This is a genomic window from Methyloversatilis sp. MC4-4 (assembly GCF_049843555.1).
Lineage (GTDB): Bacteria > Pseudomonadota > Gammaproteobacteria > Burkholderiales > Rhodocyclaceae > Methyloversatilis > Methyloversatilis discipulorum_B.
On record NZ_JBBHZK010000005.1, the window covers coordinates 205,655 to 231,906 of the forward strand.

Annotated in this window: 21 protein-coding genes; 14 read left to right on the forward strand and 7 right to left on the reverse strand. The window is 67.7% G+C overall.

What is annotated here, in order from left to right; translation table 11 throughout:
• Positions 1 to 14: 14 nt before the first annotated feature.
• Positions 15 to 788, reverse strand: a complete 774-nt coding sequence (gene fabI / locus WDZ97_RS18975; protein WP_425763786.1) for an enoyl-ACP reductase FabI — start codon at positions 786 to 788, stop codon at positions 15 to 17.
• A 443-nt stretch (positions 789 to 1,231) separates the two neighbouring features.
• Between fabI and WDZ97_RS18980 the strand changes: the two genes are divergently transcribed.
• The 7 genes from WDZ97_RS18980 to WDZ97_RS19010 all read left to right on the forward strand — a co-directional run bounded on the left by WDZ97_RS18980 (position 1,232) and on the right by WDZ97_RS19010 (position 9,344).
• Positions 1,232 to 1,486, forward strand: a complete 255-nt coding sequence (locus WDZ97_RS18980; RefSeq protein WP_296813644.1) for a DUF4212 domain-containing protein — start codon at positions 1,232 to 1,234, stop codon at positions 1,484 to 1,486.
• 4 nt (positions 1,487 to 1,490) lie between these two features.
• A complete protein-coding gene (locus WDZ97_RS18985; RefSeq protein WP_425763787.1) occupies positions 1,491 to 3,296 on the forward strand; it encodes a sodium:solute symporter family protein in 1,806 nt (601 codons plus the stop codon).
• A 148-nt stretch (positions 3,297 to 3,444) separates the two neighbouring features.
• On the forward strand, positions 3,445 to 3,798 hold the full coding sequence (locus tag WDZ97_RS18990; protein WP_304000745.1) for a hypothetical protein: 354 nt from the start codon (positions 3,445 to 3,447) through the stop codon (positions 3,796 to 3,798).
• A gap of 11 nt (positions 3,799 to 3,809) precedes the next feature.
• Positions 3,810 to 4,007, forward strand: coding sequence for a hypothetical protein (locus WDZ97_RS18995; protein ID WP_019916326.1), 198 nt, complete (start codon positions 3,810 to 3,812; stop codon positions 4,005 to 4,007).
• Positions 4,008 to 4,009: 2 nt separating this feature from the next.
• Positions 4,010 to 6,808 (forward strand): ATP-binding protein, encoded by a 2,799-nt coding sequence (locus WDZ97_RS19000; RefSeq protein WP_425763788.1) that lies wholly within the window; start codon positions 4,010 to 4,012, stop codon positions 6,806 to 6,808.
• Complete coding sequence (locus WDZ97_RS19005; RefSeq protein WP_019916328.1) at positions 6,805 to 7,170, forward strand: response regulator transcription factor; 366 nt, start codon at positions 6,805 to 6,807, stop codon at positions 7,168 to 7,170. The genes WDZ97_RS19000 and WDZ97_RS19005 overlap by 4 nt, the downstream gene beginning before the upstream one ends.
• Positions 7,167 to 9,344, forward strand: a complete 2,178-nt coding sequence (locus WDZ97_RS19010; RefSeq protein ID WP_425763789.1) for an exonuclease domain-containing protein — start codon at positions 7,167 to 7,169, stop codon at positions 9,342 to 9,344. Before WDZ97_RS19005 ends, WDZ97_RS19010 begins: the two co-directional genes overlap by 4 nt.
• A gap of 15 nt (positions 9,345 to 9,359) precedes the next feature.
• Here the strand turns inward: WDZ97_RS19010 and WDZ97_RS19015 are convergent, their stop codons facing one another.
• Positions 9,360 to 11,192 carry a putative nucleotidyltransferase substrate binding domain-containing protein gene (locus WDZ97_RS19015; protein ID WP_425763790.1) on the reverse strand — a complete coding sequence of 611 codons (1,833 nt, stop codon included), beginning with the start codon at positions 11,190 to 11,192 and terminating at the stop codon, positions 9,360 to 9,362.
• Positions 11,193 to 11,290: 98 nt separating this feature from the next.
• A complete protein-coding gene (locus WDZ97_RS19020; protein WP_425763791.1) occupies positions 11,291 to 12,064 on the reverse strand; it encodes an MOSC domain-containing protein in 774 nt (257 codons plus the stop codon).
• Between WDZ97_RS19020 and WDZ97_RS19025 the strand changes: the two genes are divergently transcribed.
• The 4 genes from WDZ97_RS19025 (at position 12,063) to WDZ97_RS19040 (ending at position 13,900) form a co-directional block, all read left to right on the forward strand.
• On the forward strand, positions 12,063 to 12,653 hold the full coding sequence (locus WDZ97_RS19025; protein ID WP_425763792.1) for a YciI family protein: 591 nt from the start codon (positions 12,063 to 12,065) through the stop codon (positions 12,651 to 12,653). The two genes, WDZ97_RS19020 and WDZ97_RS19025, sit on opposite strands and share 2 nt — an antisense overlap.
• Positions 12,654 to 12,720: 67 nt before the next feature.
• A complete protein-coding gene (locus tag WDZ97_RS19030; RefSeq protein ID WP_425763793.1) occupies positions 12,721 to 13,050 on the forward strand; it encodes an ArsR/SmtB family transcription factor in 330 nt (109 codons plus the stop codon).
• Positions 13,047 to 13,481 (forward strand): YeeE/YedE family protein, encoded by a 435-nt coding sequence (locus WDZ97_RS19035; protein ID WP_425763794.1) that lies wholly within the window; start codon positions 13,047 to 13,049, stop codon positions 13,479 to 13,481. Before WDZ97_RS19030 ends, WDZ97_RS19035 begins: the two co-directional genes overlap by 4 nt.
• Positions 13,482 to 13,483: 2 nt before the next feature.
• Positions 13,484 to 13,900: a DUF6691 family protein gene (locus tag WDZ97_RS19040; protein WP_425763795.1), complete on the forward strand. Its 417-nt coding sequence runs from the start codon at positions 13,484 to 13,486 to the stop codon at positions 13,898 to 13,900.
• Here WDZ97_RS19040 and WDZ97_RS19045 read toward each other — a convergent pair.
• The 4 genes from WDZ97_RS19045 to gcvT form a co-directional block, all read right to left on the reverse strand.
• On the reverse strand, positions 13,881 to 15,101 hold the full coding sequence (locus WDZ97_RS19045; RefSeq protein ID WP_425763796.1) for an NAD(P)H-dependent flavin oxidoreductase: 1,221 nt from the start codon (positions 15,099 to 15,101) through the stop codon (positions 13,881 to 13,883). The genes WDZ97_RS19040 and WDZ97_RS19045 overlap by 20 nt on opposite strands.
• Before the next feature lie 247 nt (positions 15,102 to 15,348).
• Positions 15,349 to 16,926: a choice-of-anchor I family protein gene (locus WDZ97_RS19050; RefSeq protein ID WP_304000761.1), complete on the reverse strand. Its 1,578-nt coding sequence runs from the start codon at positions 16,924 to 16,926 to the stop codon at positions 15,349 to 15,351.
• A gap of 165 nt (positions 16,927 to 17,091) precedes the next feature.
• Entirely contained in the window at positions 17,092 to 19,989 is a 2,898-nt protein-coding gene (gene gcvP, locus WDZ97_RS19055) for an aminomethyl-transferring glycine dehydrogenase (RefSeq protein WP_425763797.1), read from the reverse strand.
• Positions 19,990 to 20,118: 129 nt separating this feature from the next.
• Entirely contained in the window at positions 20,119 to 21,234 is a 1,116-nt protein-coding gene (gene gcvT / locus WDZ97_RS19060; protein WP_425763798.1) for a glycine cleavage system aminomethyltransferase GcvT, read from the reverse strand.
• A 241-nt stretch (positions 21,235 to 21,475) separates the two neighbouring features.
• On the opposite strand from gcvT, the gene WDZ97_RS19065 reads away from it, so the two are divergent.
• The 3 genes from WDZ97_RS19065 to WDZ97_RS19075 are packed head-to-tail and all read left to right on the forward strand — an operon-like array spanning position 21,476 to position 26,213.
• Complete coding sequence (locus WDZ97_RS19065; RefSeq protein ID WP_304009875.1) at positions 21,476 to 22,102, forward strand: TetR/AcrR family transcriptional regulator; 627 nt, start codon at positions 21,476 to 21,478, stop codon at positions 22,100 to 22,102.
• Positions 22,099 to 23,097 (forward strand): efflux RND transporter periplasmic adaptor subunit, encoded by a 999-nt coding sequence (locus WDZ97_RS19070; protein ID WP_425763799.1) that lies wholly within the window; start codon positions 22,099 to 22,101, stop codon positions 23,095 to 23,097. The genes WDZ97_RS19065 and WDZ97_RS19070 overlap by 4 nt, the downstream gene beginning before the upstream one ends.
• Positions 23,094 to 26,213, forward strand: coding sequence for an efflux RND transporter permease subunit (locus tag WDZ97_RS19075; RefSeq protein WP_425763800.1), 3,120 nt, complete (start codon positions 23,094 to 23,096; stop codon positions 26,211 to 26,213). The genes WDZ97_RS19070 and WDZ97_RS19075 overlap by 4 nt, the downstream gene beginning before the upstream one ends.
• Positions 26,214 to 26,252 lie beyond the last annotated feature (39 nt).

The window sequence follows — 26,252 nt, forward strand, 5'->3', positions numbered from 1 at the left end:
TGTCGGAAGGCTGTTCAGTCGACGGCGTGATAGCCGGCGTCGACGTAGAGGGTCTGCCCGGTCATGCCGGAGGCGGCATCCGAGCACAGGAAGGTGGTCAGTCCGGCGATCTCGTCCAGTGTGACCAGACGGCCCAGCGGCGACTTGCGGATGGCGCTGTCCATCAGTTCGTCGAAGTCGGCGATACCCGAGGCGGCGCGCGTCAGGATGGGGCCGGGTGACACCGCATGTACGCGGATGCCGGCCGGGCCGAGTTCCATCGCGATGTAGCGCACCATCGATTCCAGCGCGGCCTTCACCGGCCCCATCAGGCCGTAGTTCGGCACCGCCTCGTCGGCGCCGAGATAGGACATCGTGACCAGGCTGCCGCCGGCGCCCATGTGCGGTGCACACAGACGAGCCAGTGCGGCGAAGCTGTGGCAGGAAATGTCCATCGCCCGGGCGAAGCCGGCGCTCGAGCTGTCGATCACGCGGCCGTGCAGGTCTTCCAGCGGCGCCCAGGCGATCGAGTGGATGACGAAATCGAGCCGGCCCAGATGGGCGACCGCGGCGGCGACCAGTGCCTCCAGGTCGCCGTCCTTCTCCACGTCGCAGGTGAACAGCGGCGAGGCGAGTTGATCGGCCAGCGGCGCAACGTAGCGCGCCGCCTTGTCGTTGAGGCAGGACAGCACCAGATCGGCGCCCTGGGCGCGAGCGGTCTGCGCGCAGCCCCAGGCGATGCTGCGATCGTTGGCAAGACCGACGACGAGGCCTTTCTTGCCGGACAGCGGAGGGGTGTAAGCGGTCATGACGTTGCCGGAATCGGTTCGGATGGACGGGTAAACACTACGCGTCGAATCTTACGGAGTTCCTGTTGCACTGCACATGACTTCGGACAAGTGCGCGCGCGGTCCTTCCGTCGGCACGCCGGACCTCTTTGCTGCCGCACGGTCGCCGTCGCGTCGTCGCATCGACAACGGCGGCCTGCCTGAAGGGCAGAGAGCTGCCTTGATGACGTGCGTATTCCGGGGCGTATTCGAGGGGTGGCGCGGAACCCAGCGCCGACGCGGCTCGCAGGTTGCGGTGCACAAAAAATAAGCGACTGCGGGCGGTGCGTTTATAAGCTTGCCGTAAGGTTCGCTCCCTAGCATCCGCCACGCTGCACTCAAGGCGCCCGGGTGCGGGGCTGTCGGGTACCCCCCGGCAGGCTGGATAAACCGGGTTGTTCATAAACACAGGAGGAGGAGTACCCATGGACAGTAACAGCCAAGGCTACTGGAAAGCCACGCTGGGACTGCTGACCAGGATCCTGATCATCTGGTTCGCAGTCTCGTTCGGCGCAGGCATCCTGTTTGCCGATGCGCTCAACGGCATCAAGCTCGGCGGCTATCCGCTCGGCTTCTGGTTTGCCCAACAGGGTTCGATCTACATCTTCATCGCGCTGATCTTCTACTACGCGAAAAAGATGGGTGACATCGACCGCCAGTTCGACGTTCACGAGGATTGATCACATGGACCTTCAAACAACCATCTACATCGTTGTCGGTCTGAGCTTCGCGCTCTACATCGGCATCGCCATCTGGGCGCGTGCCGGTTCGACCAGCGAGTTCTATGCCGCCGGCGGCAGCGTGCATCCGATCACCAACGGCATGGCAACCGCCGCCGACTGGATGTCGGCTGCATCCTTCATCTCGATGGCCGGCCTGATTTCCAACATGGGTTACGGCGGCGGCCTCTTCCTGATGGGCTGGACCGGCGGATACGTGCTGCTGGCCATGCTGCTGGCGCCGTACCTGCGCAAGTTCGGCAAATTCACCGTGCCGCAGTTCATCGGCGACCGCTTCTACTCGAAGTCGGCCTCGACCGTGGCGGTGATCTGCCTGCTGACCGCGTCGACCACCTACATCATCGGTCAGATGACCGGCGTCGGTGTGGCGTTCTCGCGCTTCCTGAACGTGTCCAGCGACACCGGCATCTACGTTGGCCAGGCCATCGTGTTCCTGTACGCGGTGTTCGGCGGCATGAAGGGCATCACCTACACCCAGGTGGCGCAGTACATCGTGCTCATCCTGGCCTACACCATCCCGGCCATCTTCATTTCGCTGCAGTTCACCGGCAACCCGCTCCCGCAACTGGGTCTGGGCAGCACGCTGAGCGGCACCGACGTGTCGCTGCTGGCCAAGCTCGACCAGGTGGTGACCGAGCTGGGCTTCGGCAAGTACACGACGACCACGGCGGGCTCGACGCTCAACATGTTCGTCTACACGCTGTCGCTGATGATCGGTACCGCCGGTCTGCCGCACGTGATCATGCGCTTCTTCACCGTTCCGACGGTCAAGGACGCACGCTCGTCGGCTGGCTGGGCGCTGGTGTTCATCGCCATCCTCTACACGACCGCTCCGGCCGTGGCCGCGATGGCCAAGATGAACCTGCACGGCACGGTCAACACCGCGGTGAAGACCAACGGCGACCTGTACGCCGTCGAGTCCAGCATCAAGAACGAAGACCGTCCGGACTGGATGAAGCGCTGGGAAAAGACCGGTCTTCTGAAGTGGGAAGACAAGAACGGCGACGGCCGCATCCAGTACTACGACGACAAGACCAAGAGCGACGAAGCGAAGGCCAAGGCCGAAGCCGCGGGCTGGAAGGGCAACGAGCTGACGGTGAACGCCGACATCATCGTGCTGGCCAACCCGGAAATCGCGCTGCTGCCGAACTGGGTGATCGCGCTGGTGGCTGCCGGTGGTCTGGCTGCCGCACTGTCGACCGCTGCCGGTCTGCTGATGGCGATCTCGTCCGCCGTGTCGCATGACCTGGTCAAGGGCGTGTTCAACCCGAACATCAGCGAGAAGGGCGAGCTGCTGGCGGGCAAGATCGCCATGGCGGTGGCCATCGTGATTTCGGGCTATCTTGGCCTGAATCCGCCGGGCTTCGCGGCAGGTACCGTGGCGCTGGCCTTCGGTATCGCGGCGTCGTCGCTGTTCCCGGCCATCATGATGGGCATCTTCTCGAAGAAGATGAACAAGGAAGGCGCCATCGCCGGCATGCTGGCAGGTCTTGCTGTCACGCTGTTCTACGTGTTCGCGCACAAGGGCATCTTCTTCATCAAGGGCACGGACTTCGTCGACATGATCGGTGGCGCGAACTCCTTCTTCGGCATCACGCCGGAAGCCTTCGGTGCCATCGGTGCGCTGGTGAACTTCATCGTCGCCTTCCTGGTCGACAAGGTGACCAAGGAGCCGCCGGAGCACATCCAGCACATGGTCGAATCCGTGCGCATCCCGCGCGGTTCGAAGCTGGTGGACGGCGCTCACTGAGTTCCGGCCGAAGCCGAGCAGGACACCGTCGCGGCCCTGCCGCGCCGGTGGTTTAATGAGAGGCCCTGCCAGCCGTTCTGGCGGGGCCTTTTCACTGATACACCCGTCGTGCCGTTGCGCGCGGCAGAGGCGGGGGAGGAGACACAGCATGGTGTTCGACATCGGCGTCGCAATGACGTGGATACTTTTTCTCGCGCTGTTCCCGATCGCTTTCTTCTGGCTGCGCCGCTGCTGGCGCATCCTGGTCAAGCGGGATTTTTCAGAGGTCGCGCTCAAGCGCGGCGAACCGCCGCCCGACGCAGCCCGCTGGGCGCCGTATGAGCTGACGATCAACGGCATCGGCGGCATCGTCATCCTGTTCGTCATCGGCGGCGTTGTCACCGGCACGCTGAGTTATGAACAGTGGAGCGCCATCGCCGGCACGACGATCTGGTGCAAGTTCTTCACCAGTTTCGCGCTGGGCCGGCACGCCCATATGAACGCGACCAAGAAGGCCGCCTGAGCCGCACGGCGATGAACACGCCGATCCGCTCGCAGCGGCTGATCGGGCTGTTCGCCGCGGCCCTGCTGCTGTTCAACTTCCCGCTGCTGGCACTGTGGGACCGGCACGCGCTGCTGTTCGGTCTGCCCTTGTTCCCGACCGCGCTGTTCCTGGTGTGGGGCGCGCTGATCGCGCTGCTCGCGCTGGTGATCGAGCGCACGGAGCGCTAGCCGTGCTGTCCGCGCCGCTGCTGGTCGGTGCGTCCTTCGCCTACCTGCTGCTGCTGTTCGCGGTCGCCTGGTACGGCGACCATCGCGCGCAACAGGGGCGCTCGGTCATCGACAACGCCTGGGTGTATGCCGCCTCGATGGCGGTCTACTGCACCGCGTGGACCTATTTCGGCAGCGTCGGCCGCGCGTCGACCTCAGGCGTGTGGTTCCTGCCCATCTATCTCGGCCCCACGCTGGCGATGATTCTGGCCTGGATGGTGGTGCGCAAGATGATCCGCATCGCGCGCAGCTACCGCATCACGTCGATCGCCGACTTCGTTGCCAGTCGCTACGGCAAGAGCCCGACGCTGGCCGGACTGGTGACACTGATCACCGTGGTCGGCATCGTTCCGTATATCGCGCTGCAGCTGAAGGCCATCGCAAGCGGCTACGCGGTGATGACCACGGTGCCGGGCGAGGCGGTCGGCAGCCCGTCCGACTGGTGGCGCGACAGCACGCTCTACGTCGCGCTCGCGCTGGCCGGTTTCACCATGGTGTTCGGTACCCGCCACCTCGACACCACCGAACGTCACGAGGGCATGGTGGCGGCCATCGCCTTCGAATCGGTGGTGAAGCTGATCGCCTTCATCGCCGTCGGCAGCTTCGTGTGCTGGTCGCTGTTCGACGGCCCGGCCGACCTGTTCGGGCGCGCACTCGACAACCCGGACCTCGCGCCGCTGCTCGGTCTGGAGCAGCAGGGCCGCCCCTTCGCCTACGAACAGTGGTTCGCGCTGACCGTGCTGTCGATGCTGTCGGTCGTGTTCCTGCCGCGCCAGTTCCAGGTGATGGTGGTCGAGAACGTGAACGAGCGCCACCTGCGCCGCGCCGTGTGGGTGTTTCCGCTCTACCTGCTGCTGATCAATGTGTTCGTGCTGCCGATCGCGCTCGGCGGCCTGCTGCACTTCGGCGCTGGCAACATGAATGCGGAAAGCTTCGTGCTGTCGCTGCCACTCGACCGCGGCTGGCACGCGCTGGCACTGTTCGCCTTCATCGGCGGGCTGTCGGCGGCGACCGGCATGGTCATCGTCGAAACCATCGCGGTGTCGACCATGGTGTGCAACGACCTGGTGATGCCGCTGCTGCTGCGTACCCGCCGCTTCGGCGCCCGCGCCGCCGGTGACCTCACCGGCATCCTGCTCGGCATCCGGCGCGCAGCCATCGTCGGCGTCATGCTGCTCGGCTACATCTACTTCCACGTCGCCGGCGAGGCCTACGCACTGGTGAGCATCGGCCTGATCAGCTTCGCCGCGGTGGCGCAGTTCGCGCCGGCCGCGCTCGGCGGCATGTACTGGAAGGGCGGCACCCGCGGTGGCGCGCTCGCCGGGCTCAGCGCCGGTTTCGCGCTGTGGGCATGGACGCTGATGCTGCCGTCCATCGCCAAGTCCGGCTGGATGGATGCAGGTTTCATTGCGCACGGTCCGTTGGACATCGAGCTGCTGAAGCCGGAACAGCTGTTCGGCCTGGCCGGCCTCGACAACCTGACGCATTCGCTGTTCTGGAGCCTGCTCGCCAATATTGGCGCCTATGTCGGCGTGTCGCTGTGGCGCACGCCGTCGGCGGCGGAAACCAGCCAGGCGTTGCTGTTCGTCGATGTGTTCGAACGGACCGAAGGCAGCCGGCCGGTGTTCTGGCGCGGGCGTGCGCAGGTGGCCGACCTGTTGCCGCTGGTCGCGCGCTTTATGGGTGCGGCGCGCGCGCAGAAGCTGTTCGAGGACTACGCCGCCGCCAGCGGTGTAGCCGGCGTGGACGAGATCAAGCCGGATGCACGTCTGGTGCAGTTCGTCGAAACCCAGCTTGCTGGCGCCATCGGCAGCGCGTCAGCACGCGTGATGGTGGCGTCGGTGGTGGAGGAGGAGGCGCTGGATCTCGACGACGTGATGCGCATCCTCGACGAAGCGTCGCAGCTGCGCGCCTATTCGCACGCGCTGGAGGAGAAGTCGCAGTCGCTGGAGCGCGCCACCGCCGAACTGCGCGCCGCCAACGAGCAGCTGAAGAGCCTGGACCGGTTGAAGGACGATTTCATGTCCTCGGTCACGCACGAACTGCGCACGCCGCTCACCTCGATCCGCGCGCTGTCCGAGCTGATGGTGGACGACCCGCAGATGGACAGTGCGCAGCGCCAGCACTTCCTCGGCATCGTCGTGGCCGAGACCGAGCGCCTGAGCCGCCTGGTGAACCAGGTGCTGGACATGGCCAAGATCGAATCCGGTCACGCCGAATGGCACACCGCCGATGTCGATCTGCGGGCGCTGGTGTTGAAGGCGATCGAAACGACGCATGAGGTGTTCCGCGAGCGCGGTGCCGACGTGACGCTGGACGCACCGTCCGCCGTGGCGACGCTGCGCGCCGACCCCGATCGGCTCACCCAGGTGCTGCTGAACCTGCTGTCCAACGCCGCCAAGTTCGTACCGCGCGGCAGCGGACGCATCCATGTGCGCATGCGCAGCGACGACAGCGGTATCACGGTCGAAGTGCGCGACAACGGCCCCGGCGTGCCGGTGGCCGAGCACGCGCTGGTGTTTGAGAAATTCCGCCAGGGCGGCGACGGGGTGAACCGGCCGCAGGGCACCGGACTCGGCCTGCCGATCAGCCGACAGATCGTCGAGCATTTCGGCGGCAGAATGTGGCTGGAATCTGATGCAGGCCAAGGCGCCTGCTTCGCCTTCCATCTACCGTGGCAGATACAAGAGGGCCGTCAGGCACCCGACAATCCGACCGCAAACCCCGTGCAGGGCGGACAGCAAGGAGGAGCTCCCCAGTGAGCAGCAAGATACTGATTGCCGACGACGAGCCGAACATCCTCGTCTCTCTCGAATTCCTGATGAAGCGCGAAGGCTTCGACGTCAGCGTGGCGCGCGACGGCGTCGAAGCGCTGGCTGCCATCCGAGAACAGCAGCCCGAACTGGTGCTGCTCGACGTGATGATGCCCGGCAAGAGCGGCTTCGAGGTGTGTCAGGAAGTGCGTGCCGACGACGCGCTGCGCGGCGTGCGCATCCTGATGCTGACGGCCAAGGGGCGCGACACCGACGTCGCCAAGGGCCTCGCGCTCGGCGCCGATGCCTACATGACCAAACCCTTCTCCACACGGGAACTGGTGCAGAAGGTGCGCGAGATGCTCGGATGAATCCGAACCGCCGTCCCGATCGCCGTTTCTGGCAAGTGCTGGCGGCACTGTCTGGTCTGCTGCTGCTGTGGGCGGTGGTGACCTGTCTGCTGCTGCTGTCCACGCTGGACGCCAGCGAACGCGACACTGTGCTGTCGCTGCTCGGCGGGCGCATGCCGCTGGCGCTGATGACGCTGCTGTTCGTGCTGATGCTGGCCGCCGCCGGTCTGAATCAGCTCTATCGGCGCTACATCGTCGCGCCGGCGCGGCTGGTGGACGAGGCGCGCATCGTGCTCGGCACCGATGCCGAGCGCGCACTGACGCCGCAGGGCGACGTCGAGAACCGCGCGCTGGCCGACGTCATCGCCGGCTTTGTCGAACAGCGCGCGCGGCTGCGCGCCGACATCGCCGAACAGGTGCGCGCCGCCAGCCGCAACGTCGAACAGGAACGCAGCCGGCTCGCCGCGCTGATGTCGGAACTGACGCAGTCGGTCGTCGTGTGCAATCTGGACGGTCGCATCCTGCTCTACAACAACCGCGCGCGGCTGCAGTTCCGTGCGCTGTCCGACGCCCCGCGTCTGGCCGACGGCGCCGAACTGATCGGCCTCGGCCGCTCGATCTACACCGTGTTCGACCGCAAGCTGGTCGCCCACGCGCTGGAGAACATCGGCCAGCGCATGCAGCGCGGCGTCGCCAGCCCGTCGGCGCAGTTCGTCACCACCACACGCGCCGGCCAGTTGCTGCGCGCGCAGATGACGCCGGTGCGCAGCGGCGACGACGGCGACAGTGCGATCAGCGGTTTCGTGCTGATGCTGGACAACATCACGCGCGACTTCGAGGAGGATTCGGAGCGCGACCGACTGCTGCTCGGGCTGACCGAAGGCAGCCGCGCCTCGCTCGCCAACATGCAGGCGGCGATCGACATGCTGGACTACCCCGACCTCGAACCGGCGATGCGCGAGCGCTTCCACGGCGTCATCCGCGACGAGGTCGGCGCCATGAGCCGGCGCATCCGCGATCTGGCCGACGAAGCGACGCGCGGCCTGAAGGCGCGCTGGCCGCTGGAGGACATGCTGGGTGCCGATCTGGTGTCGGCGGCCACGCGCCGCATCGAGGCGGTGAAGGGCCCGCGCGTGCAGCCGGACGACATCGACGCCACGCTGTGGCTCAAGGTCGACAGCTTTTCGCTGCTGCAGGCGCTGGCCTATCTGGCCGAGCGGCTGGCCGACGAGTACGACATCCGCGTCGTCATGCTCAGACTGGTCGCCGCGCCGCAGGACAACCGCGCCCACCTCGACCTGATCTGGCAGGGTCAGACCATGAGCACCGAAACCGTCATGAGCTGGCAGATGGACGCGATGACGGCCGGCGGCGAGCGCTCGCCGCTGTCGGTGCGCGACGTGGTCGAACGGCACGGCGGCGAGTTCTGGCTGGAGCGCGAGCGGGTGCGCCACCGCGCCTTCTTCCGCTTCCTGCTGCCGCTGGCCAGCGAGCGCGAACAGCTCGACGTCGCGACCTTCGTGCCGCAGGGCAGCCGCCCCGAGTACTACGACTTCGACCTGTTCCGCGCCACCGAATCCAGCCGCGAACTGGCCGACCGGCCGCTGACCGAACTGGCCTACACCGTGTTCGACACCGAAACCACCGGCCTGAACCCGGGCGAGGGCGACGAAATCATCCAGATCGGCGCCGCCCGCGTGGTCAACGGCAAGCTGCTGCGGCAGGAAAGTTTCGAACAGCTGGTCGATCCGCAGCGCGGCATTCCGGCGGCATCGATCCCGATTCACGGCATCACGCCCGACATGGTGGCCGGTCAGCCGACGATAGACCGCGTGCTGCCCGCCTTCCACACCTTCGCCCAGGACACCGTGCTGGTCGCCCACAACGCCGCCTTCGACATGCGCTTCCTGCAACTGAAGGAGGCGCGCACCGGCGTGCGCTTCGAGCAGCCGGTGCTCGACACGCTGCTGCTGTCAGCGCTGGTGCACCCGAACCAGGAATCGCATCGGCTGGAGGCGATCGCCGAACGTTTCAACATCACCGTAATCGGCCGCCACACCGCGCTCGGTGACGCCATCGTCACCGCCGAGGTCTTCCTGAAGCTGATACCGCTGCTCGCCGAGAAGGGCATCCACACGCTGGGGCAGGCGATGGAGGCGGCGCAGGAAACGTATTACGCGCGGATCAAGTACTGAGCGTGGCGGGGCGCGTCAGAACCGCCCCGCCTGATAGCGCTGCCCCAGCACGTTCTGCAGCGACTGCACGACGCTGAAGGCGTCCTTCAGCTGGCTGCGTTCGAAGTTCGACAGTTCGTCCGGGCGCAGGAAGTTGTCAGCGTTCAGGCCGGCGGCGAGTTGGCGGGCCTGGTGCTGGATGCGCAGCGTGGCGATGAATTCCAGCGCGTCGCGCAGGTCGCGTGCGGCCTGTTCGCTGATCTCGCCGCTGGCGGCGGCGACGGCCAGCCGGTCGTGCGTGTTGACCGCGTCGTGGCCGCCGGCCAGTGCATAGACGCGCGCCAGGTCGACCACCGGCACGATGCCGTTGTGCTTGAGGTCCAGCGTGCCCTTGTTGTCGCCGCTGCGTATCGTCGACAGGCTTCGGAACAGGCCCAGTGGCGGCGTGTGGCTCAGTGCATTGCCCACCATGTATGCGAGGAAGATGCGGTTGTCGCGCGTGTGTGCGAGCACGTCGCGGCGCAGTTCGTCGAGCAGCGCGGTCTTGCCGTAGATGGCGCGCAGGTCGAAGAACACGCAAGTGAGCATGAGCGCCTTCGGCTCCGGCTGGTCCACCCATTTGCGGAAGTACTGCATCCAGCGCGCCTTGGGCTGCCGCCACTGGTCGGTCATCGCCATCATTTCGCCCGGGCAGTGGATGTAGCCGCAGGCGTCCAGGCCGTCGCACACCCAGGTGGCGAAGGCCTTGAAATAGTCGCCGTGCATGGCAGCGTCGTAGCTGTCGTCGATCACGAGACAGTTGTCCTGGTCCGACTTGGCCGTCTGTTCGCTGCGCGCCTGTGAGCCGGCGGCCACCCACACGTAGTCCACCGGCGCCGGGCCGAACTTCGCTTCGGCCAGCTGCACCAGCCGGCAGGTGATGGCGTCGGTCACCGCGGTGATGATGTGGCCGGTACTGTAGGCGGTGGCGCCGGCAGCGGCCAGATTCTGCTGCAGCTGGCGCACGCGCGAGGCGGCGGCAGCCAGACCCTCGACCGTGGTCTGCTTGTAGATGTCGCCAGCCAGATAGACGGCAGAAGTGCTGTGCTGTTCGGTCAGGTCGGTGGCGGTGATCATGCCGGCCACGCGATCGCCGTCCATCACCGGCACATGGTGGATGTTGTGGCGCGCCATCAGCAGCAGCGCGTCGAAGGCGGGCTTGCGCACGTCCATCGTCATCGGTGCGACGGTGGCGATGTCGATCACCGGACGGTCGATGTCCAGCCCCTGGGCGACGGCGCGGTTGCGCAGGTCGCGGTCGGTCACCAGGCCGTACAGATGGCCGGCTTCGTCGACGATGAGCACCGAGGACACGCGCTGTTCGCGCATCAGCTGCGCCGCCGAGCGTATGGTGGTGTCCGGCGCCAGCGTGATCGGTGTGCGCTTGACCAGGGCCCGCACTGGCGTGGTCATCAGGTTCAGGTGCGGGTCGGTGCTGCGCGTGGTCACGACTGCAGCGCCCGGCACGATGAAGGCGCGCAGCGCCGGGAGGGTGGCGCAGGCGGCGTCGATGTCGTTGGCGGCGAAGCGGGCGACCGTGGCGCCGCGATCGGCGCGCACCGTCCACGGTTCCGGTACGCGGGCGGCGGTGCCGTAACCGAACAATTCGCCCGGCGCGAGCGCGACGCGCCCGCCGTGGTCGGCGTCGATCAGGTCGATGTGGCCATCGAGCAGCAGGTAGAGCGCGTCGGCATCGACCGCCGCCTCGCCGTCGAAGGCGACGACACGGGCGGCGGCGGCCAGCGCCTCGCGGGCGCCGTCATCCAGCAGGGCAAGGGCGCGCTGCGTCGACAGCGCGGTGCGCAGGCGTGCGTCGGGGGAATCGGTCATCGCGTTCGGGGCTCCGCAGGCAGGGCAGGTAATGCAAGCATGCCTGCAATCGTCGTCGCCGCCTTGACTACACGCAAGCCCCGCGACGGCGGCCGGGACTAACTCACGCGTACTTCCGCGCCGGGTTCGATCGCGCCGCCTGCCACCACCTCCAGATACACGCCGAGATCGCGATGTCCGTAGCGCTCCATCATGGTCGCCGGAATGGTCATGTCGCGCACCGCGGTGAGCGGGTTCACGCCGGTGGCGGCGCAGCGCGGGGTGCGCATGACCGCCTTCAGGCGCACGTTGCCGATCGTCAGTTCGCGGTCGAGCCAACCCGCTTCCGCCCACGGCTCCGCCCCGTCGATGTAGAGGTTGGCGCGAAAGCGCATCGGGTCGATGTCCACGCCCCATTCCTCGCCGATGCGGCGCACCGTGGCGAGGTTGATCAGCGACACTGCATTCATCATGCCGTGCGACAGCACGCTCACGTCGGTGAAGCGGAAGCCTTCGCCAGCGACGAGCGTGGGCGGGCCCTCGAAGCGGGCGCCGAGGTGGCGGGCGACGAAATCTGCGAAGCGGGCGCAGGCCGCGCTGTCGTCGAGGTCGACCTGCAGCGAGCGACCGTCCGGCGTGCGAACGGTGAGGCGGCGCGCGTCGTCGTCGAGATGGGTGGTCAGGGCGGCCAGTGCCGGGTGGTCCATCAGCGCGATGAAGTCGGTCTTCGGGCGTGGCTGATAGCTGCCGGCATCGAAGTCCCAGCTGCCGTTGGTGAGCGCGTAAAGCCGGTCCAGCGGCATGCCTTCGCCGGCACGCAGCTCGACGTGGTTGAGCGGTTCTGCGGAGAGGCCCTTTACCGGGTAGCGGTAGAGCTGACGGAGCGTGATCATGGCGGCGCCCTGGGAAGTAAGGAATGAGCGGATGCTCGGCGCGCCGGCCGACGCCGGCAATAAGTCGTTCACCGGATGCGCCCGCGTTGTCGATTCCTGCGCGTCTGCTTCGTCGTCCGGACGTACCCCTCACTTACTTGCAGGAGAGACCGACATGCGATTCATGGTGCTGATCAAGGCCGACGCGAACAGCGAGGCGGGCGTGATGCCGGGCGAGGCGCTGCTGACCGAGATGGGCCGCTTCAACGAGGAACTGGTGAAGGCCGACGTCATGCTGGGCGGCGAAGGGCTGCACCCGAGTTCGCGCGGGGCGCGCGTGCGCTTCTCGGGGGCGGCGAGAACCGTCACCGATGGCCCCTTCGTGGAGACCAGGGAGCTGATCGCCGGCTTCTGGATCTGGCGGTGCGCCTCGCTGCAGGAGGCTATCGACTGGGTGAAGCGCTGTCCCAACCCGATGCCGGGCGAGTCGGAAATCGAGATCCGGCAGATTTTCGAAGCCGACGACTTCGGCGACGCGATGACGCCCGAACTGCGCGCGCAGGAAGACCGGCTGCGCGAGCAGATCGAGCGCAACCTGCCCGGCGGCTGAGTACCGGCGCAGGGCCGAGCCCGACATTCTGTTGAAAAACAATATATCTGACGATATATTGTTGGTCATGGACACACCCATGCTCGACGATCTGCGCGTTTCGGCTTCGCGCGCCTGCGCGCTGCTGCGCGTGCTGGCGCACGAAGACCGGCTGGTGCTGCTGTGCCGGCTGGCCGAGCGCGAACACACGGTGGGCGAACTGGAACAGGCGCTGGGCATCGTCCAGCCGACGCTGTCGCAGCAGCTGGGTGTGCTGCGGCGCGAAGGTCTGGTCGATACGCGGCGCGACGGCAAGTACATCCACTACCGCATCGCCAGCGACGACGCACTGGCGGTCATGCAGACCCTGCACGCGCGCTTCTGCGCGGACACCACGAACCACGGAGACACACGATGACCATCGCCTGGGATGCCTTCACACCCTGGAGTTCGCTGGCCGGCGGCGTGCTGATCGGCCTGTCGGCCGCCTTGCTGATACTGGGCAGCGGGCGGGTGGCCGGCATCAGCGGCATCGTCGGCGGTCTGCTCAGGCCGGGTGGTCCGGACACGACCTGGCGCCAGGCTTTCCTCGGTGGATTGCTGGTCGCGCCCTTGCTGTGGCGGCTGTTCGCTGTGCTGCCCGAGGCGCAGCCGGTGGCCGGTGGCGGGCTGCTGGTCGTCGCCGGACTGCTGGTCGGCATCGGCACGCGCTACGGCTCGGGCTGCACCAGCGGCCACGGCGTGTGCGGCCTGTCGCGCCTGTCGCCGCGCTCGCTGGTGGCCACGCTGGCTTTCATGGGCGCCGGTTTCGCCACCGTCTACGTCGTCCGTCACCTGCTGGGAGCCTGAACATGCAAGCGCTGATCGCACTCGTTGCCGGGCTGTTGTTCGGCCTCGGCCTGCTGCTGTCCGGCATGGCCAACCCGACCAAGGTGGTCGGCTTTCTGGATCTGGCCGGGAACTGGGATCCGTCATTGGCGCTGGTGATGGCTGGCGCCATCGGCGCCGCCTTGCCCGCCTTCACGATGGCCCGGAGGCGCAGCACCGCCTGGGCCGGTTGCGCGCTGGCACTGCCCAGTGCCACGCAGATCGATGCACCGCTGGTGCTGGGCAGTCTCACCTTCGGTGTCGGCTGGGGGCTTGCCGGTTACTGCCCGGGCCCGGCGCTGGTATCGCTGGGTACCGGCTCGGCGCCGGCCGTGGTGTTCGTGCTGGCGATGATCGCCGGCATGGCGATCCACGCTTGGCTTACGCGGCCACGGGCGTGAGCAGGTAGTCGAACAGCGCGCGCACGCTGCGGATCTGGTTGCCGAAGGGCAGGCCACCGCGGCCGCGGAAGAAGAGGCCGGTCTTCAGATCGCCCTTCAGTGCGGCGGCCAGCTGGTGGTCGATGCAGAACTGGCCCCAGCCGATCAGGCCGTCGCGCAGCCCGCACTGGGCGAGGCAGTCAAAGCTCTTGGCGCAGCGAGACTTGGCGTGCGCCACCGCCTGCGTCTTGTCGATCAGCGACAGGTACTTCTGCAGCCAGGGCGTGCGCACCGCGCGCGCCGGCAGACCGGCCACGCTGGTGAATTCGACCAGATCCTCGTCGCGCGCCTCGGCCAGCACGTGCTTGAAGGCGTCGTCGGCGTCACATTCCTCGGTCACCGCGAACGAAGTGCCGAACTGCACCGCCGAGGCGCCGAGTGCCTGCATGCGACGGATGTCTTCGTGCGTGCGCAGGCCACCGGCGACGATGACTGGCACCTGCCCGTCGAGACCGGCCTTGTGCAGCACCTCCAGCGTTTCCGGCACCACGCGCTCGAAATCGAAGCGAGGGTCGCTGGTGTCTTCGACCTTGGCTGCGCCGAGGTGGCCGGCGGCCCAGCCCGGATGTTCGAGCACCACGGCGTCAGGCGCGCGCTGCTTGCGTTCCCACTTGCGCACGATGAGCTGTACGCCGCGCGCGTCGGACAGGATGGGGATCAGCGCCGCCTTCGGATGTTCGCGCGCCAGTTCCGGTAGATCCAGCGGCAGGCCGGCGCCGACGACGATGGCGTCAATGCCGGCCTGCAGCGCGGTCTTCACATGTTCGGCGTAGGCACTGACGGCACGCATCACGTTCACCGCCAGCATGCCGCGACCGCCCGAAATTTCCTTCGCGGCCGCAATCTCGCGCTGCAGGGCTTCGACGTTGGCGGCGTTGATCTGCTGTTTGGCGTCTTCACCGCGCAGGCCGCGCGTGCGTTCCATCAGGTCCGGGTGATGACGGCGCAGGTCCACCGACGAAATGGTGCCGACACCCCCCTGCTGTGCCACGGTGCCTGCCAGCCGGTGTGCCGACACGCCGACGCCCATGCCGCCCTGCACGATGGGCAGCAGCGTGCGGCCGCCGAGCTTCAGCGGCTGCAGGCCGCTGCGCGCGAACTGCTCGGCATGCGGGCTGACCGCCGACGTGACGGCGGAAACTTCGGAAGGGGAAAGCATCATGGTGTACGGACCGGCGGAGTGTGGGCGACACCATAGCCGGCCGCAGGAGGCACCGGCTTGAGCAAGGTCAAGCCGGCCACCCGATCACGACGCTCGCGTCGCGGCCAAGGCCGCTCCCACGGGGATCGCGCTAAATCCGCGGCCAGAGCCGGGGTTTTGTGGGAGGGGTCTTGACCCCGACGGCGGCCTGACTGCGGACTGCAGCGGCCGAGTCGCGGTCGAGGCCGCGACTCGGGGCGCTGGGCGATCAGCGCATGCGGCGCTTCGCGGCGAGGCCGATCATGCCGAGGCCGGCCAGCAGCATGGCGTAGGTTTCCGGCTCCGGTACCGCGCTGATCGAGAACATCGAGGTCGTGCCGGACACTTCGTTGGCCACTGCGAGGAAGAGCTTGCCGTCGTACTCGAAGGCGCTCAGGCCTTCCGGCGACAGCGAGTCGGCGTCGACGATGAAGTCGAGGAAGGTGGCGGCGGTCGGGTCGGTCACGTCGTAGATCGCGATCACGCTCTGCAGCGAACGTTCGAAACCGATGAAGGCCAGCGTGCGGTCGCCGATCTCCAGCAGCGTCACGCCTTCCGGCTCGACGCCCTTGTTGTCGCTGCGGCCGTCGTCGATCAGCGCCGGGAACTGCGCCAGCAACAGCGCTTCGAGCTGGTTGCCGCTGTCGAAGACCTGGTTGCCGTTCTCGTCCAGGATGGAGAAGGAGCGCCCGCCGAAGGTGTGAATTTCGTCGTAGTCGCCGTCGCCGTCGAGGTCGCCGCCGGAGGTCGTGACCGTCAGGCGGCCCAGGTTGGCATTCTTCTTCAGGTCGGCCGCGTTCGGAAACACGGTCGGGTCGAGCACGTAGCTGCCGGAGCCGACGCGGATCTCCTCGTTGAAGGCGCCGGGGATCGCGTCGTCGAGGTTGCGCGAGTCGCCTTCGTTGGCGGTGACGTAATAGGTCTTGCCGCCGCTGCTGTAGGCGGCGATGGCATCCGGCATGTACATGCCCTTGACCGGCACCGTGCGGTAATTGCCGGTCAGCGCCGTATTGGCCGGGCCGTCGCGGTCCGAGGTGTCGATCGCGTTCTGCGGCAGGCTGAAGTCCTTCAGGCCGAGCGACTTCACGCTGGTGATCGAGTTCGTCGTCAGATCGATCATCGCCACCGCGTTCGCTTCCTGCAGCGTCACCATGGCGCTCTTGCCGTCCTTCGCCACTGCGATGTATTCGGGTTCCCAGTCGAGCGAGGGCTTGCTGCCCGGCGTGACGATGCGGCCGAGACCGCTGGTGCCGTCGTAGGCGCTGAAGCCCAGCGTCGTGACCGCATCGCGCGTGGTGTCGATGATGCTGATCGAGCCGCGTGCCTCCTGCGTGGTGGAGGCGGTCAGCGGCAGCGGTTCGCCTTCGTTGGCGGTCATGATGCGACCGTCCGGCGTGAAGGTGACCATGTCCGGCAGGGCGCCGACCGAGTAGCTGTTCAGCATGCTGCGGCTGGTCGTGTCGAAGGTGAGCACGGTGCCGGCGGCGGTCTTGACCGGTGCCGCGATGGCGAAGGCGGCCACGCCGTTGCGCACGGCGACGCTGTTCAGCTCACCCCAGGCCGTGGTGTCGATGTGCTGCACGAAGCTGCCGGTCGATGCACTCAGGATGTCGATGCCCTTCAGGCCGGCCACCCACAGTTCGTTGTTGAGGCTGTCGAAGGCGACGATTTCCGAGGTCTGCCCGGCGACGCTGGTCGCGGCGCCGTGGGTGAAGGTCCACAGCTTTTCCCAGCTGACGGCATCGGCTGCCTGGGCGACCGGAACGAACAGCGCGGCGATGGCCGCGGCGGTGATTTTTCTGACCATGACGAACTCCTGTTGTTGTTGGGCGAAACGCGTCTTGCGGACGCGCAATCACAGCAACAGGATGTTTCGACAAGGTTACGCCGCGATGACATGACACAGTTTTGCAATCGGGTGCCGCCCCGCAGGCCGGGCGGCACCCGATCGACTGTCCGTCGCGGACGAGGACTAGCGGTACTCCGACAGCGGCGGGCAGGTGCACACCAGGTTGCGGTCGCCGGCGACGTTGTCGACGCGCGCGACCGGCGGCCAGTACTTGTCGCGATCCACCGATTCGGTCGGGAAGAACGCGGCACGACGGCTGTAGGGCCGTGTCCATTCATCGGCGATCAGCAGCTCGTGCGTGTGCGGCGCGTGCTTGAGCAGATTGTTCTCGCGGTCGGCGCGGCCGGCTTCGATGTCGGCGATCTCGGCGCGAATCTGGATCATCGCGTCGCAGAAGCGGTCGATCTCGGCGCGGTTCTCGCTCTCGGTCGGTTCGATCATCAGCGTGCCGGGCACCGGGAAGGACACGGTGGGTGCGTGGAAGCCGTAGTCCATCAGCCGCTTTGCCACGTCCTCGACGGTGACGCCGCTCGTGTCCTTCAGCGGTCGCAGATCGACGATGCACTCGTGGGCGACGCGGCCGTGCTTGCCGGTGTAGAGCACCGGGTAGTGCGGCGACAGCTTTTGCGCAATGTAGTTGGCATTGAGTATCGCCACCTGAGTTGCGCGCTTCAGGCCGGCCGCGCCCATCAGCGCGATATAGGCCCACACGATGGGCAGGATGCTGGCCGAGCCCCAGGGTGCGGCTGACACCGCACCGATGGTGCCGGCCGGACCGGCCACCGGATTCACGCCCTGCACTACCGGATGGTCCGGCAGGAAGGGCGCGAGGTGCGGTGCGACGCCGATCGGACCCATGCCCGGGCCACCGCCGCCGTGCGGGATGCAGAAGGTCTTGTGCAGGTTCAGGTGGCACACGTCGAAGCCGATGTCGCCCGGACGCACCAGGCCGACCATCGCGTTCATGTTGGCGCCATCCATGTAGACCTGGCCGCCGTGCGCGTGGATCAGCGCGCAGATGTCGCGTACGCCTTCCTCGAACACGCCGTGCGTGGACGGGTAGGTCATCATCAGCGCGGCCAGCCGGTCGGCATGCTGTTCTGCCTTGGCCTTCAGGTCGGCGAAGTCGACATTGCCCAGCGTGTCGCAGGCGACGACGACCACCTCCATGCCGGCCAGCACTGCGCTCGCCGGGTTGGTGCCGTGCGCCGACGCCGGGATCAGGCATACATTGCGGTGACCCTGGCCACGTGTCTGGTGGTACTTGCGTATCACCAGCAGGCCGGCGTATTCGCCCTGCGAGCCGGCATTCGGCTGGAAGGACATCGCGGCGAAGCCGGTGATCTCGCACAGCCGCTCTTCCAGTTCCTCGAACAGCTGCTGGTAGCCCTGCGCCTGCTCCAGCGGCACGAAGGGGTGGAGCGCGGCGAACAGCCGGTAGGTGACCGGCGTCATTTCGGTGGTGGAATTCAACTTCATCGTGCACGAGCCGAGCGGAATCATCGCCCGGTCGAGCGCGATGTCGCGCGCGGCCAGCCGGCGCATGTAGCGCATCATTTCGGTTTCCGAGTGATAGCGCTGGAATACCGGGTGCGTCAGGATGGCCGATTCGCGGCGCAGCTCCGCCGGGATGCAGTCGGCGACGCGGCCGTCCATCTCCGCCAGGTCGAGCACGCTGTCGGCGCGCGTGGCGAAGGTGGCGAGCAGGCGCTTCAGTTCGCTGCGGCGAGAGGTTTCGTCGAAGGCCGCCGACAGGTGGTCGGCGTCGATCACGTGCAGGTTGAAGCCGGCTTCGCGCGCCCGCGCGGCGATGCGGCGGGCGATGCCCGGCACGCGCACCTGCACGGTGTCGAAGTAGCGCTCATGCACGACGTCGAAGCCCAGCTCGCGCAGGCCCTGCGCAAACAGCACGGCCATCCGGTGCACCCGCTCGGCAATCGTGCGCAGGCCCTTGGGGCCGTGATAGACCGCGTAGAACGACGCGATGACCGCGAGCAGTACCTGCGCCGTGCAGATATTGCTGTTCGCCTTCTCGCGGCGGATGTGCTGTTCGCGCGTCTGCAGCGCCATGCGCAGCGCGGGCCGGCCGTTGGCGTCGGTCGATACGCCGATGATGCGGCCCGGCATCTGCCGCTTGTGTTCGTCGCGGCAGGCGAAGAAGGCGGCGTGCGGGCCGCCGTAACCCATCGGTACGCCGAAGCGCTGGGCGCTGCCGAACACAATGTCGGCGCCCATGCCTTCGGCGCCCGGTTCCTTCAGTAACACCAGCGCCAGCGGATCGGCCGCGACCGCCGACAGTGCGCCGGCAGCACGCGCCGCGGCCAGCACCGGCGACGGGTCACGCAGGCGGCCGCTGGAACCCGGATAGCTCAGCAGCACGCCGAAGTACTCGCCGTCGATGCCGGCCCACGGATCGCATTGCACCACCTCGATGCCCAGCGGCTCGGCGCGCGTACGCACCACCGCCAGCGTCTGCGGGTGGGTGTCGGCGTCGACGATGAAGCGCGGCGACTTCACCTTGGAAATGCGGTGCGCCATCGTCATCGCCTCGGCGGCGGCGGTGGCTTCGTCGAGCAGCGAGGCGTTGGCCACCGGCAGACCGGTCAGGTCGATCACCATCTGCTGGAAATTCAGCAGCGCTTCCAGTCGTCCCTGCGAAATCTCCGCCTGGTAGGGCGTGTAGGCGGTGTACCAGCCCGGGTTCTCGAGCACGTTGCGCTTGATGACATTGGGCGTGATGGTGTCGTAATAGCCCATGCCGATCAGGCTGGTGTGCAGTTCGTTGCGCGCGAACATGCGGCGCAGCGCGTCGTCGACCACGCGCTCGGAGCGCGGCGCCGGCAGGTTAAGCGGCGCGTCGAGCTGGATGTCGGCGGGTATGGTCTGGGCGATCAGTTCGTCCAGACTGGCGACGTCGAGCGCGGCCAGCATGACGGCGAGGTCGCGTTCGTCGGGTCCGATGTGACGGCGGATGAAGTCGCCGCGGTCTTCCAGCGCTTCGAGGGAGGGACGCTTGTCCATGGTTCAACAGTCCTTTCCGGGCCGCTTCTGGCGGTCCTTTGGTGAAGGTACCGGTCTCGCGTCATGTCGACGTCTGACCGGAGTCGAGGTTCAGCAGAAAAAAGAAGCGTCGCTGTGTGCGGTCGGGATTCAGCGCCTGTAGCGGTTCGGCACGAAGGGCATCGGGGAGGGTGCGGCCGGCACCTTCTGCCCGCGCGATTCGATGAACAGCGGCGTGCCGGCCAGCTTGGCGGCGCGCTCGATATAGGCCATCGCGATCGGGCGGCCCAGCGTCGGGCTGTGGTTGCCACTGCTGATGACACCGATCTGGCGGCCGTCGGCGTCGACCACCACGGCGCCTGCGCGCTGCGGCGCGCGGCCTTCCGGCAGCAGACCGACGCGCACCCGCGCCGGCGGCGCGGCGAACTCGCCGAGGATGACCGCCGCGCCCGGGAAGCCGCCGGCGCGCACGCCGCCGGCCCGCCGCGCCGGCGCGACCGCCCAGCCTATGGCCGCCGATACCGGCGTCGTCGTCGCGTCGATGTCGTTGCCGTACAGGCACATGCCGGCTTCCAGCCGCAGCGTGTCGCGTGCGCCGAGGCCGATCCAGCGCACATGCGGATGTTCGAGCAGGCGTTCGGCGAAGACGGGACCGGTTTCGGCCGGCAGCGAAATCTCGAAGCCGTCCTCGCCGGTGTAGCCGCTGCGGCTGACCCGCGCGCCGTCGTTGAATTCGCGCACGTCGAGGAAGCGCATGCCGGTCAGGTCGCCGTAGGGCTGCAGCACCGCTTCGGCGTCCGGGCCCTGCAGCGCGAGCAGCACGCGGTCGTCGCGCAGGCGCCAGGTGCAGTCGTTGCCCGGCGCGTGAGCGTCGAACTGGGCGAGCACGTCGTCGAGGCGCGAGGCGTTGCAGACCACGTGGAAGGTGTCGCCCATGCGCTGGATCATCAGGTCATCGATCAGACCGCCGGCGGTGTTGGGCAGCAGCGAATAGGTCTGGCGGCCGTCGGGCAGCGCGACGAGGTCGGCGGTGGTGAGCGATTCCAGCCAGGCGCAGGCGCCGGGGCCGCTGACCTCGATCTGCCCCATGTGGGACACGTCGAACAGGCCGGCGTGGGCGCGCGTGTGGAGGTGTTCCTGCAGGATGCCCGGGGCGTACTGGATGGGCATGTCCCAGCCGGCGAAGGCGACCATCTTCGCGCCCGCCGCCAGGTGCAGCGGATGAAACGGTGTGCGGCGCAGCGCCGCGGTGTTCGGGGTGTCCATCGTTGGATCCTTTCCTGCCGTGCGGTCGGAGGGTGACCTGCGCATGGCTTGAGTCCAGCTCGCCGGGTGGGCGGGCAAGGGCGCGCATGATGCCATGCAACAACAGTGGTCGACGCGTCGACGACGCCGATGTTGCACCTTGACGACGGAAAGTTATTAACTGAACATTCAGTCATTAAAAACCGGATGTCCTGTACGCCGTGACAGCACGCCTTTCCGCCACTTTCCCGGGGCGCTCACGATGAGCGTCGCGGCTCGCCGCGGACGACCCGCACTGGTCGATCCGGCGGCGCTGATACGCTGCGCGCTCGACCTGTTCGTCGAGCACGGCTACGCCGCCACCCGGCTGGAGGACGTGGCGCACGCGGCCGGCGTGTCCAAGGGCACGCTCTACCTCTATTTCGATTCCAAGCAGGCGCTGTTTGCCGCGGTCGTGCGTGAGGGCCTGGTGCCGGCGCTGGCCGAGGGCGAGGCGCTGGTGGCCGGCTGGGCCGGCAGCGGCCCCGACCTGATGCGCCAGCTGCTCGCCGGCTGGTGGCAGCTGATCGGCGAGACGCCGCTCGGCGGCCTGCCCAAGCTGATGGTCGCCGAAGCGCGCAATTTTCCCGACATCGCCGAGCTCTACCACCGCGAAGTGATGCAGCGCGGCTGCGCGCTGGTCGCGCGGGCGATCGACTACGGTCACGCGCGTGGCGAATTCCGCTCGCCCGGCGACGCACGCACCGTCGACGCGGTGATGGCGCCGCTGCTGCTGTACGTGCTGATGAAACATTCCTTCGGTTCGATTGCCGATGCCTGTTGCGGCGCTTCCGAAGCCGACGACATCCGTTTCCGCATCGAATTCTCCATTCAGGCCCTGCTCCCATGATCAAGCTGTTCGCGTTCTGCTTCGCCGCGCTGCTGCCGGTCCTGCCGGCGTCGGCGCAGACGCCGCCCGCCGTCGGCTTCAAGCCGCTGTCCGAAATTGCCACCTATCCGCAGCGCGATGCACCGGCGCAGGCGGTGGCGCTCAACCGCACCCAGCTCGCCGCCGAACTGAGCGCGCGCGTGGCGTCCACGCACGCCGAGCCGGGCGAGCGCGTGAAGAAGGGTCAGGTGCTGGTTCGCCTCGATGCGCGCGACTACCAGCTCGCGCTGGAGCGTGCGCAGGCGCAGCTGCAGGCGGCGCAGGCACGGCTGGCGCAGGCCGACGCGCAGTTGCGTCGCACGCGCGCCCTGCGCGACCAGAACTTCGTTTCGCCGGAGGCGCTGACGCAGCGCGAGACCGAAGTCGAAGTGGTGCGCGCCGATGTGGCCGTCGCCGCCAACGCGGTCGACCTCGCGCGGCGCAATGTCGACAAATGCGTGCTGCGTGCGCCCTATGACGCGGTGGTGCGCACGCGCGAGGCTTCGGCCGGCTCGCTGGCCGGCGTCGGCACGCTGCTGATGACGCTGGACGACGCACGGAAGGTGGAAGTGTCGGCGCGTGTGGCGCCGCGCGATCTCGACGCGCTGCGCGCCGCACGCGAACTCGCCTTCGTGTCTCCGGCCGGCCGCCAGCCGCTGCGCATCGCCCGCGTTTCGCCGGCGATCGACGACGCCACCCGTACGCACGAGGTGCGTGCCGTCTTCACCGGAGAGCGTGCGCCGTCGGGCGCCGAGGGGCGGCTGGTGTGGCAGGACCCGGCGCCGCACGTGCCGGGCGAACTGCTGGTGCGGCGCGGTGCGGCGCTCGGCGTGTTCGTCGTGCGCGAAGGCAGCGCCCGCTTCGTGCCGCTGGACGGCGCGCAGGAGGGCCGACCGGCGCGGACCGATCTGCCGGCCGACACGCGCATCGCGGTCGACGGCCGCAACAGCCTGGTCGACGGACAGTCGCTGAAATGAAAGACCGCATGCAGTTCTATTCGCGCTTCATCAGCAATCACCCGCTGGCCAACATCACCTTCATGGTGGTGCTGCTGCTCGGCCTGATGGCCTATCTCGGTCTGCCGCGCGAACAGGACCCGGAAATCAACTTCAACTGGGTGCAGATCACCGTGGCGCTGCCCGGCGCTTCGCCCGAGGATGTCGAGAAGCGGGTGCTGCAGCCTCTGGAGGACGCGATCCAGAACGTGTCCGACATCCGCTTCATCTCGTCGGCCGCGCGCGACGGTCTGGCCGGCATCCTGGTGCGCTTCGACGAAGTGCCGGTCAGCACCTTCGACAAGCGGGTGAACGACCTGCGGCGCGAAATCCAGAACAAGGCGCGCGCCGAGCTGCCGGTCGAGGCGAAGGAAGCGCAGATCATCGAAATCACCAGTTCGAACGGCTTTCCGACCGCGCAGATCCTGCTCACCGGGCGCGCCGACGACGAGGTGCTGCGCGCGCTCGGCCGTGAAATGAAGACCGATCTGGAACGGATGAAGGGCGTCGATCGCGTGTTCTCGCTCGGTCTGCACGACCCGGAACTGCGCGTCGAATACTCGGCGCAGGCGGCACAGGCGCGCGGTCTGCTGCCGACCGACATCGCCGACGGCGTCGGCGCCTGGTTCCGCGACGTGTTCGCCGGCCGGCAGCGCGCCGGCGAGCAGGAATGGCTGGTGCGCGTAGTCGGTCAGGACGCCGATCCCGGCTGGCTGGCCGACGTCGGCGTCGCGCCGCGGGCCCGCCCGGGCAGCATGGTGAAGCTGGACGAGGTGGCGACCGTGGTGCGCGCCCGCGCGCGGCCGACGCAGCAGGTGTCGTCCGACGGTCAGCCCGGCGTGCTGTTCTCGCTGGCCAAGAAGCCCGGCGTCAACACGCTGGCGCTGATCGAGCGCGTCAATGAATACGTCGAGCGCAAGAACGCGGTGCTGGCGGCGCAGGGGCTCAAGCTCGAACTGATGGACGACCAGACGGTGCCGACGCGCGAGGCGATTGCCATCATGGAATCGAATGCGCTGGTCGGTCTGATCATGGTCATCCTGCTGTGCTGGATCTTCCTCGGCTCGCGCATTGCGCTGCTGGTCGGCCTCGGCATCCCGTTCTCGCTGGCCGGCACCTTTGCCATCCTGCAGGCGACCGGCTTCACGCTGAACATATCGGTGCTGCTGGGCGTGGTGATCGCGCTCGGCATGCTGGTCGACGACGCGGTGGTCATCGTCGAGGCCATCTATTACCGGCTGCAGCGCGGCGCGGCCACGCTGGACGCCGTCGTCGGCGGCGTGCAGGAGGTCTGGGCGCCGGTTCTCGCTTCGGTCGCGACGACGATGGCGGCCTTCCTGCCGCTGATGCTGCTGCCGGGCATCGTAGGCAAGTTCATGTTCGTCATCCCCTTCGTCGTCACGCTGGCGCTGGCGATCAGCCTGATCGAGGCGTACTGGATGCTGCCTGCCCACGTGCTGTCGATGGGCCGCACGGTCGAGCGGCCGTCGCGGCTGCAGGCCACCCGCACCCGTTTCACCCGCGTGCTGCGCCATCGCTACGCCAAGGTGCTGGCGTTCGCGGTACGCCACTGGATCGTGCTGTGCGTGATCGTGCTGTCGCTGGTCGCTGGCGCGGTCGGTGCGATGGCGACAGGTCTGGTGCGCGTGCAGTTCTTCGCCTTCGACCCGATGCGCATCTTCTACGTGAACATCGACATGCCGGCCGGCAGTCCGCTGTCGGCGACGCTGGCGCGGGTGCAGCAGATCGAAGGCGAGGTGCGCCGCCATCTGCAGGACGGCGAGGCGCGGCGCGTGGCGGCGCTGGCCGGCGCCAAGTTCACCGACGCCGAAGCGCTGTTCGGCGACGCCTACGGTCAGGTGGTGGTGGCGCTGCTGCCGCGCGCGGACGAAGGGCGCGAGGTCGGCGCCATCGTCGACGGCATGCGTGCAGCCGTAGTCGGGCTGCCCGGCGCCGGCACCATCAGCTTCACCCAGCTGTCCGGCGGGCCGCCGGTGCAGAAGCCGGTCAAGGTAAGGGTGCGCGGCGACGATCTGGTCGAACTGCGCGCCGCAAGTGCGGAGGTCAAGCGCATTCTTGGCGCCATCGACGGCGTGCGCGACATCGTCGACGACGACATCCCGGGCCGGCCGCAGCTGGCGCTTCAGCTCGACCGCGACGCGCTGCGCGACGCCGGCCTGACCGCTGACCAGGTTGCGCGCGCAGTGCGGCTGCAGGTGGAGGGTGAAATCGTCGCCGTCACCCGCGATCAGGGCGCCAAGCTCGAAGTGCGCGTCGCCGCCGCCGGCCACGCGGATGACGACGTGATGCGCGTGCTCGACGCGCCGATCGCCCTGCCCGGCGGTGCGGCCACCACCTTGCGCGCGCTGGTCTCCGCCGACACAACGCGCGGCCCGGGGGTGATCAAGCACTACAACCTGCGCCGCACGATCACCGTGGAGGCCGACCTCGACAAGGACAAGCTGAACGCGCTGCAGGTGACCGACGCGCTGAAGACGGCGTGGGAAGAGGCGCGCACGCGTTTTCCGCGCACCGACCTCGACTTCTCCGGCGAACTGGAAGACGTCGAGGAAAGCCTGCAGGCGATGAAGGTGCTGTTCCTGCTCGGCGTCGGACTCATCTACCTGATTCTCGCGGCGCAGTTCCGCAGCTACTGGCAGCCGCTGATGATTCTGGCCACCGTGCCGCTGGCCTTCACCGGCGTCGCCGTTGGCCTGCTGGTCAGCGGTTCGCCGCTGTCGCTGTACACGCTGTACGGCGTGATCGCGCTGACCGGCATCGTCGTCAATTCGGCCATCGTGCTGATCGACGCTGCCAACGAACGCCGCCTGGCCGGCATGAGCGTGCTGCACGCGGCGATCTACGCCGCCCGCCGCCGTGTCGTGCCCATCATCATCACCACCAGCACCACCGTCGGCGGACTGTTCTCGCTGGCCGCCGGCATCGGCGGCTATTCGCTGCTGTGGGGGCCGGTGGCGGGCGCCATCGTCTGGGGGCTCGGTGTCGCCACCGTGCTCACGCTGTTCGTGATGCCCGCCCTCTACATCGCCTGCATGCGCCCGCGCACTGCACGCACCCGACTTCGCTCAAGTTTCTGACGCACTGCATCACGGTACAATCGCCGCTTCTTTCAGGGG

Excerpts from the sequence above, each read along its gene's own strand:
- WDZ97_RS19040 (WP_425763795.1), top strand. The coding sequence starts at position 13,484 with ATGCAAGCGCTGATCGCACTCGTTGCCGGGCTGTTGTTCGGCCTCGGC.
- WDZ97_RS19015 (WP_425763790.1), bottom strand. The coding sequence starts at position 11,192 with ATGACCGATTCCCCCGACGCACGCCTGCGCACCGCGCTGTCGACGCAG.
- WDZ97_RS18985 (WP_425763787.1), top strand. The coding sequence starts at position 1,491 with ATGGACCTTCAAACAACCATCTACATCGTTGTCGGTCTGAGCTTCGCG.
- fabI (WP_425763786.1), bottom strand. The coding sequence starts at position 788 with ATGACCGCTTACACCCCTCCGCTGTCCGGCAAGAAAGGCCTCGTCGTC.
- gcvT (WP_425763798.1), bottom strand. The coding sequence starts at position 21,234 with ATGGACACCCCGAACACCGCGGCGCTGCGCCGCACACCGTTTCATCCG.
- WDZ97_RS19035 (WP_425763794.1), top strand. The coding sequence starts at position 13,047 with ATGACCATCGCCTGGGATGCCTTCACACCCTGGAGTTCGCTGGCCGGC.
- WDZ97_RS18995 (WP_019916326.1), top strand. The coding sequence starts at position 3,810 with ATGAACACGCCGATCCGCTCGCAGCGGCTGATCGGGCTGTTCGCCGCG.
- WDZ97_RS19010 (WP_425763789.1), top strand. The coding sequence starts at position 7,167 with ATGAATCCGAACCGCCGTCCCGATCGCCGTTTCTGGCAAGTGCTGGCG.
- WDZ97_RS18980 (WP_296813644.1), top strand. The coding sequence starts at position 1,232 with ATGGACAGTAACAGCCAAGGCTACTGGAAAGCCACGCTGGGACTGCTG.
- WDZ97_RS19025 (WP_425763792.1), top strand. The coding sequence starts at position 12,063 with ATGGCGGCGCCCTGGGAAGTAAGGAATGAGCGGATGCTCGGCGCGCCG.
- WDZ97_RS19030 (WP_425763793.1), top strand. The coding sequence starts at position 12,721 with ATGGACACACCCATGCTCGACGATCTGCGCGTTTCGGCTTCGCGCGCC.
- WDZ97_RS19020 (WP_425763791.1), bottom strand. The coding sequence starts at position 12,064 with ATGATCACGCTCCGTCAGCTCTACCGCTACCCGGTAAAGGGCCTCTCC.
- gcvP (WP_425763797.1), bottom strand. The coding sequence starts at position 19,989 with ATGGACAAGCGTCCCTCCCTCGAAGCGCTGGAAGACCGCGGCGACTTC.
- WDZ97_RS19075 (WP_425763800.1), top strand. The coding sequence starts at position 23,094 with ATGAAAGACCGCATGCAGTTCTATTCGCGCTTCATCAGCAATCACCCG.
- WDZ97_RS19065 (WP_304009875.1), top strand. The coding sequence starts at position 21,476 with ATGAGCGTCGCGGCTCGCCGCGGACGACCCGCACTGGTCGATCCGGCG.
- WDZ97_RS19050 (WP_304000761.1), bottom strand. The coding sequence starts at position 16,926 with ATGGTCAGAAAAATCACCGCCGCGGCCATCGCCGCGCTGTTCGTTCCG.
- WDZ97_RS19070 (WP_425763799.1), top strand. The coding sequence starts at position 22,099 with ATGATCAAGCTGTTCGCGTTCTGCTTCGCCGCGCTGCTGCCGGTCCTG.
- WDZ97_RS19045 (WP_425763796.1), bottom strand. The coding sequence starts at position 15,101 with ATGATGCTTTCCCCTTCCGAAGTTTCCGCCGTCACGTCGGCGGTCAGC.
- WDZ97_RS18990 (WP_304000745.1), top strand. The coding sequence starts at position 3,445 with ATGGTGTTCGACATCGGCGTCGCAATGACGTGGATACTTTTTCTCGCG.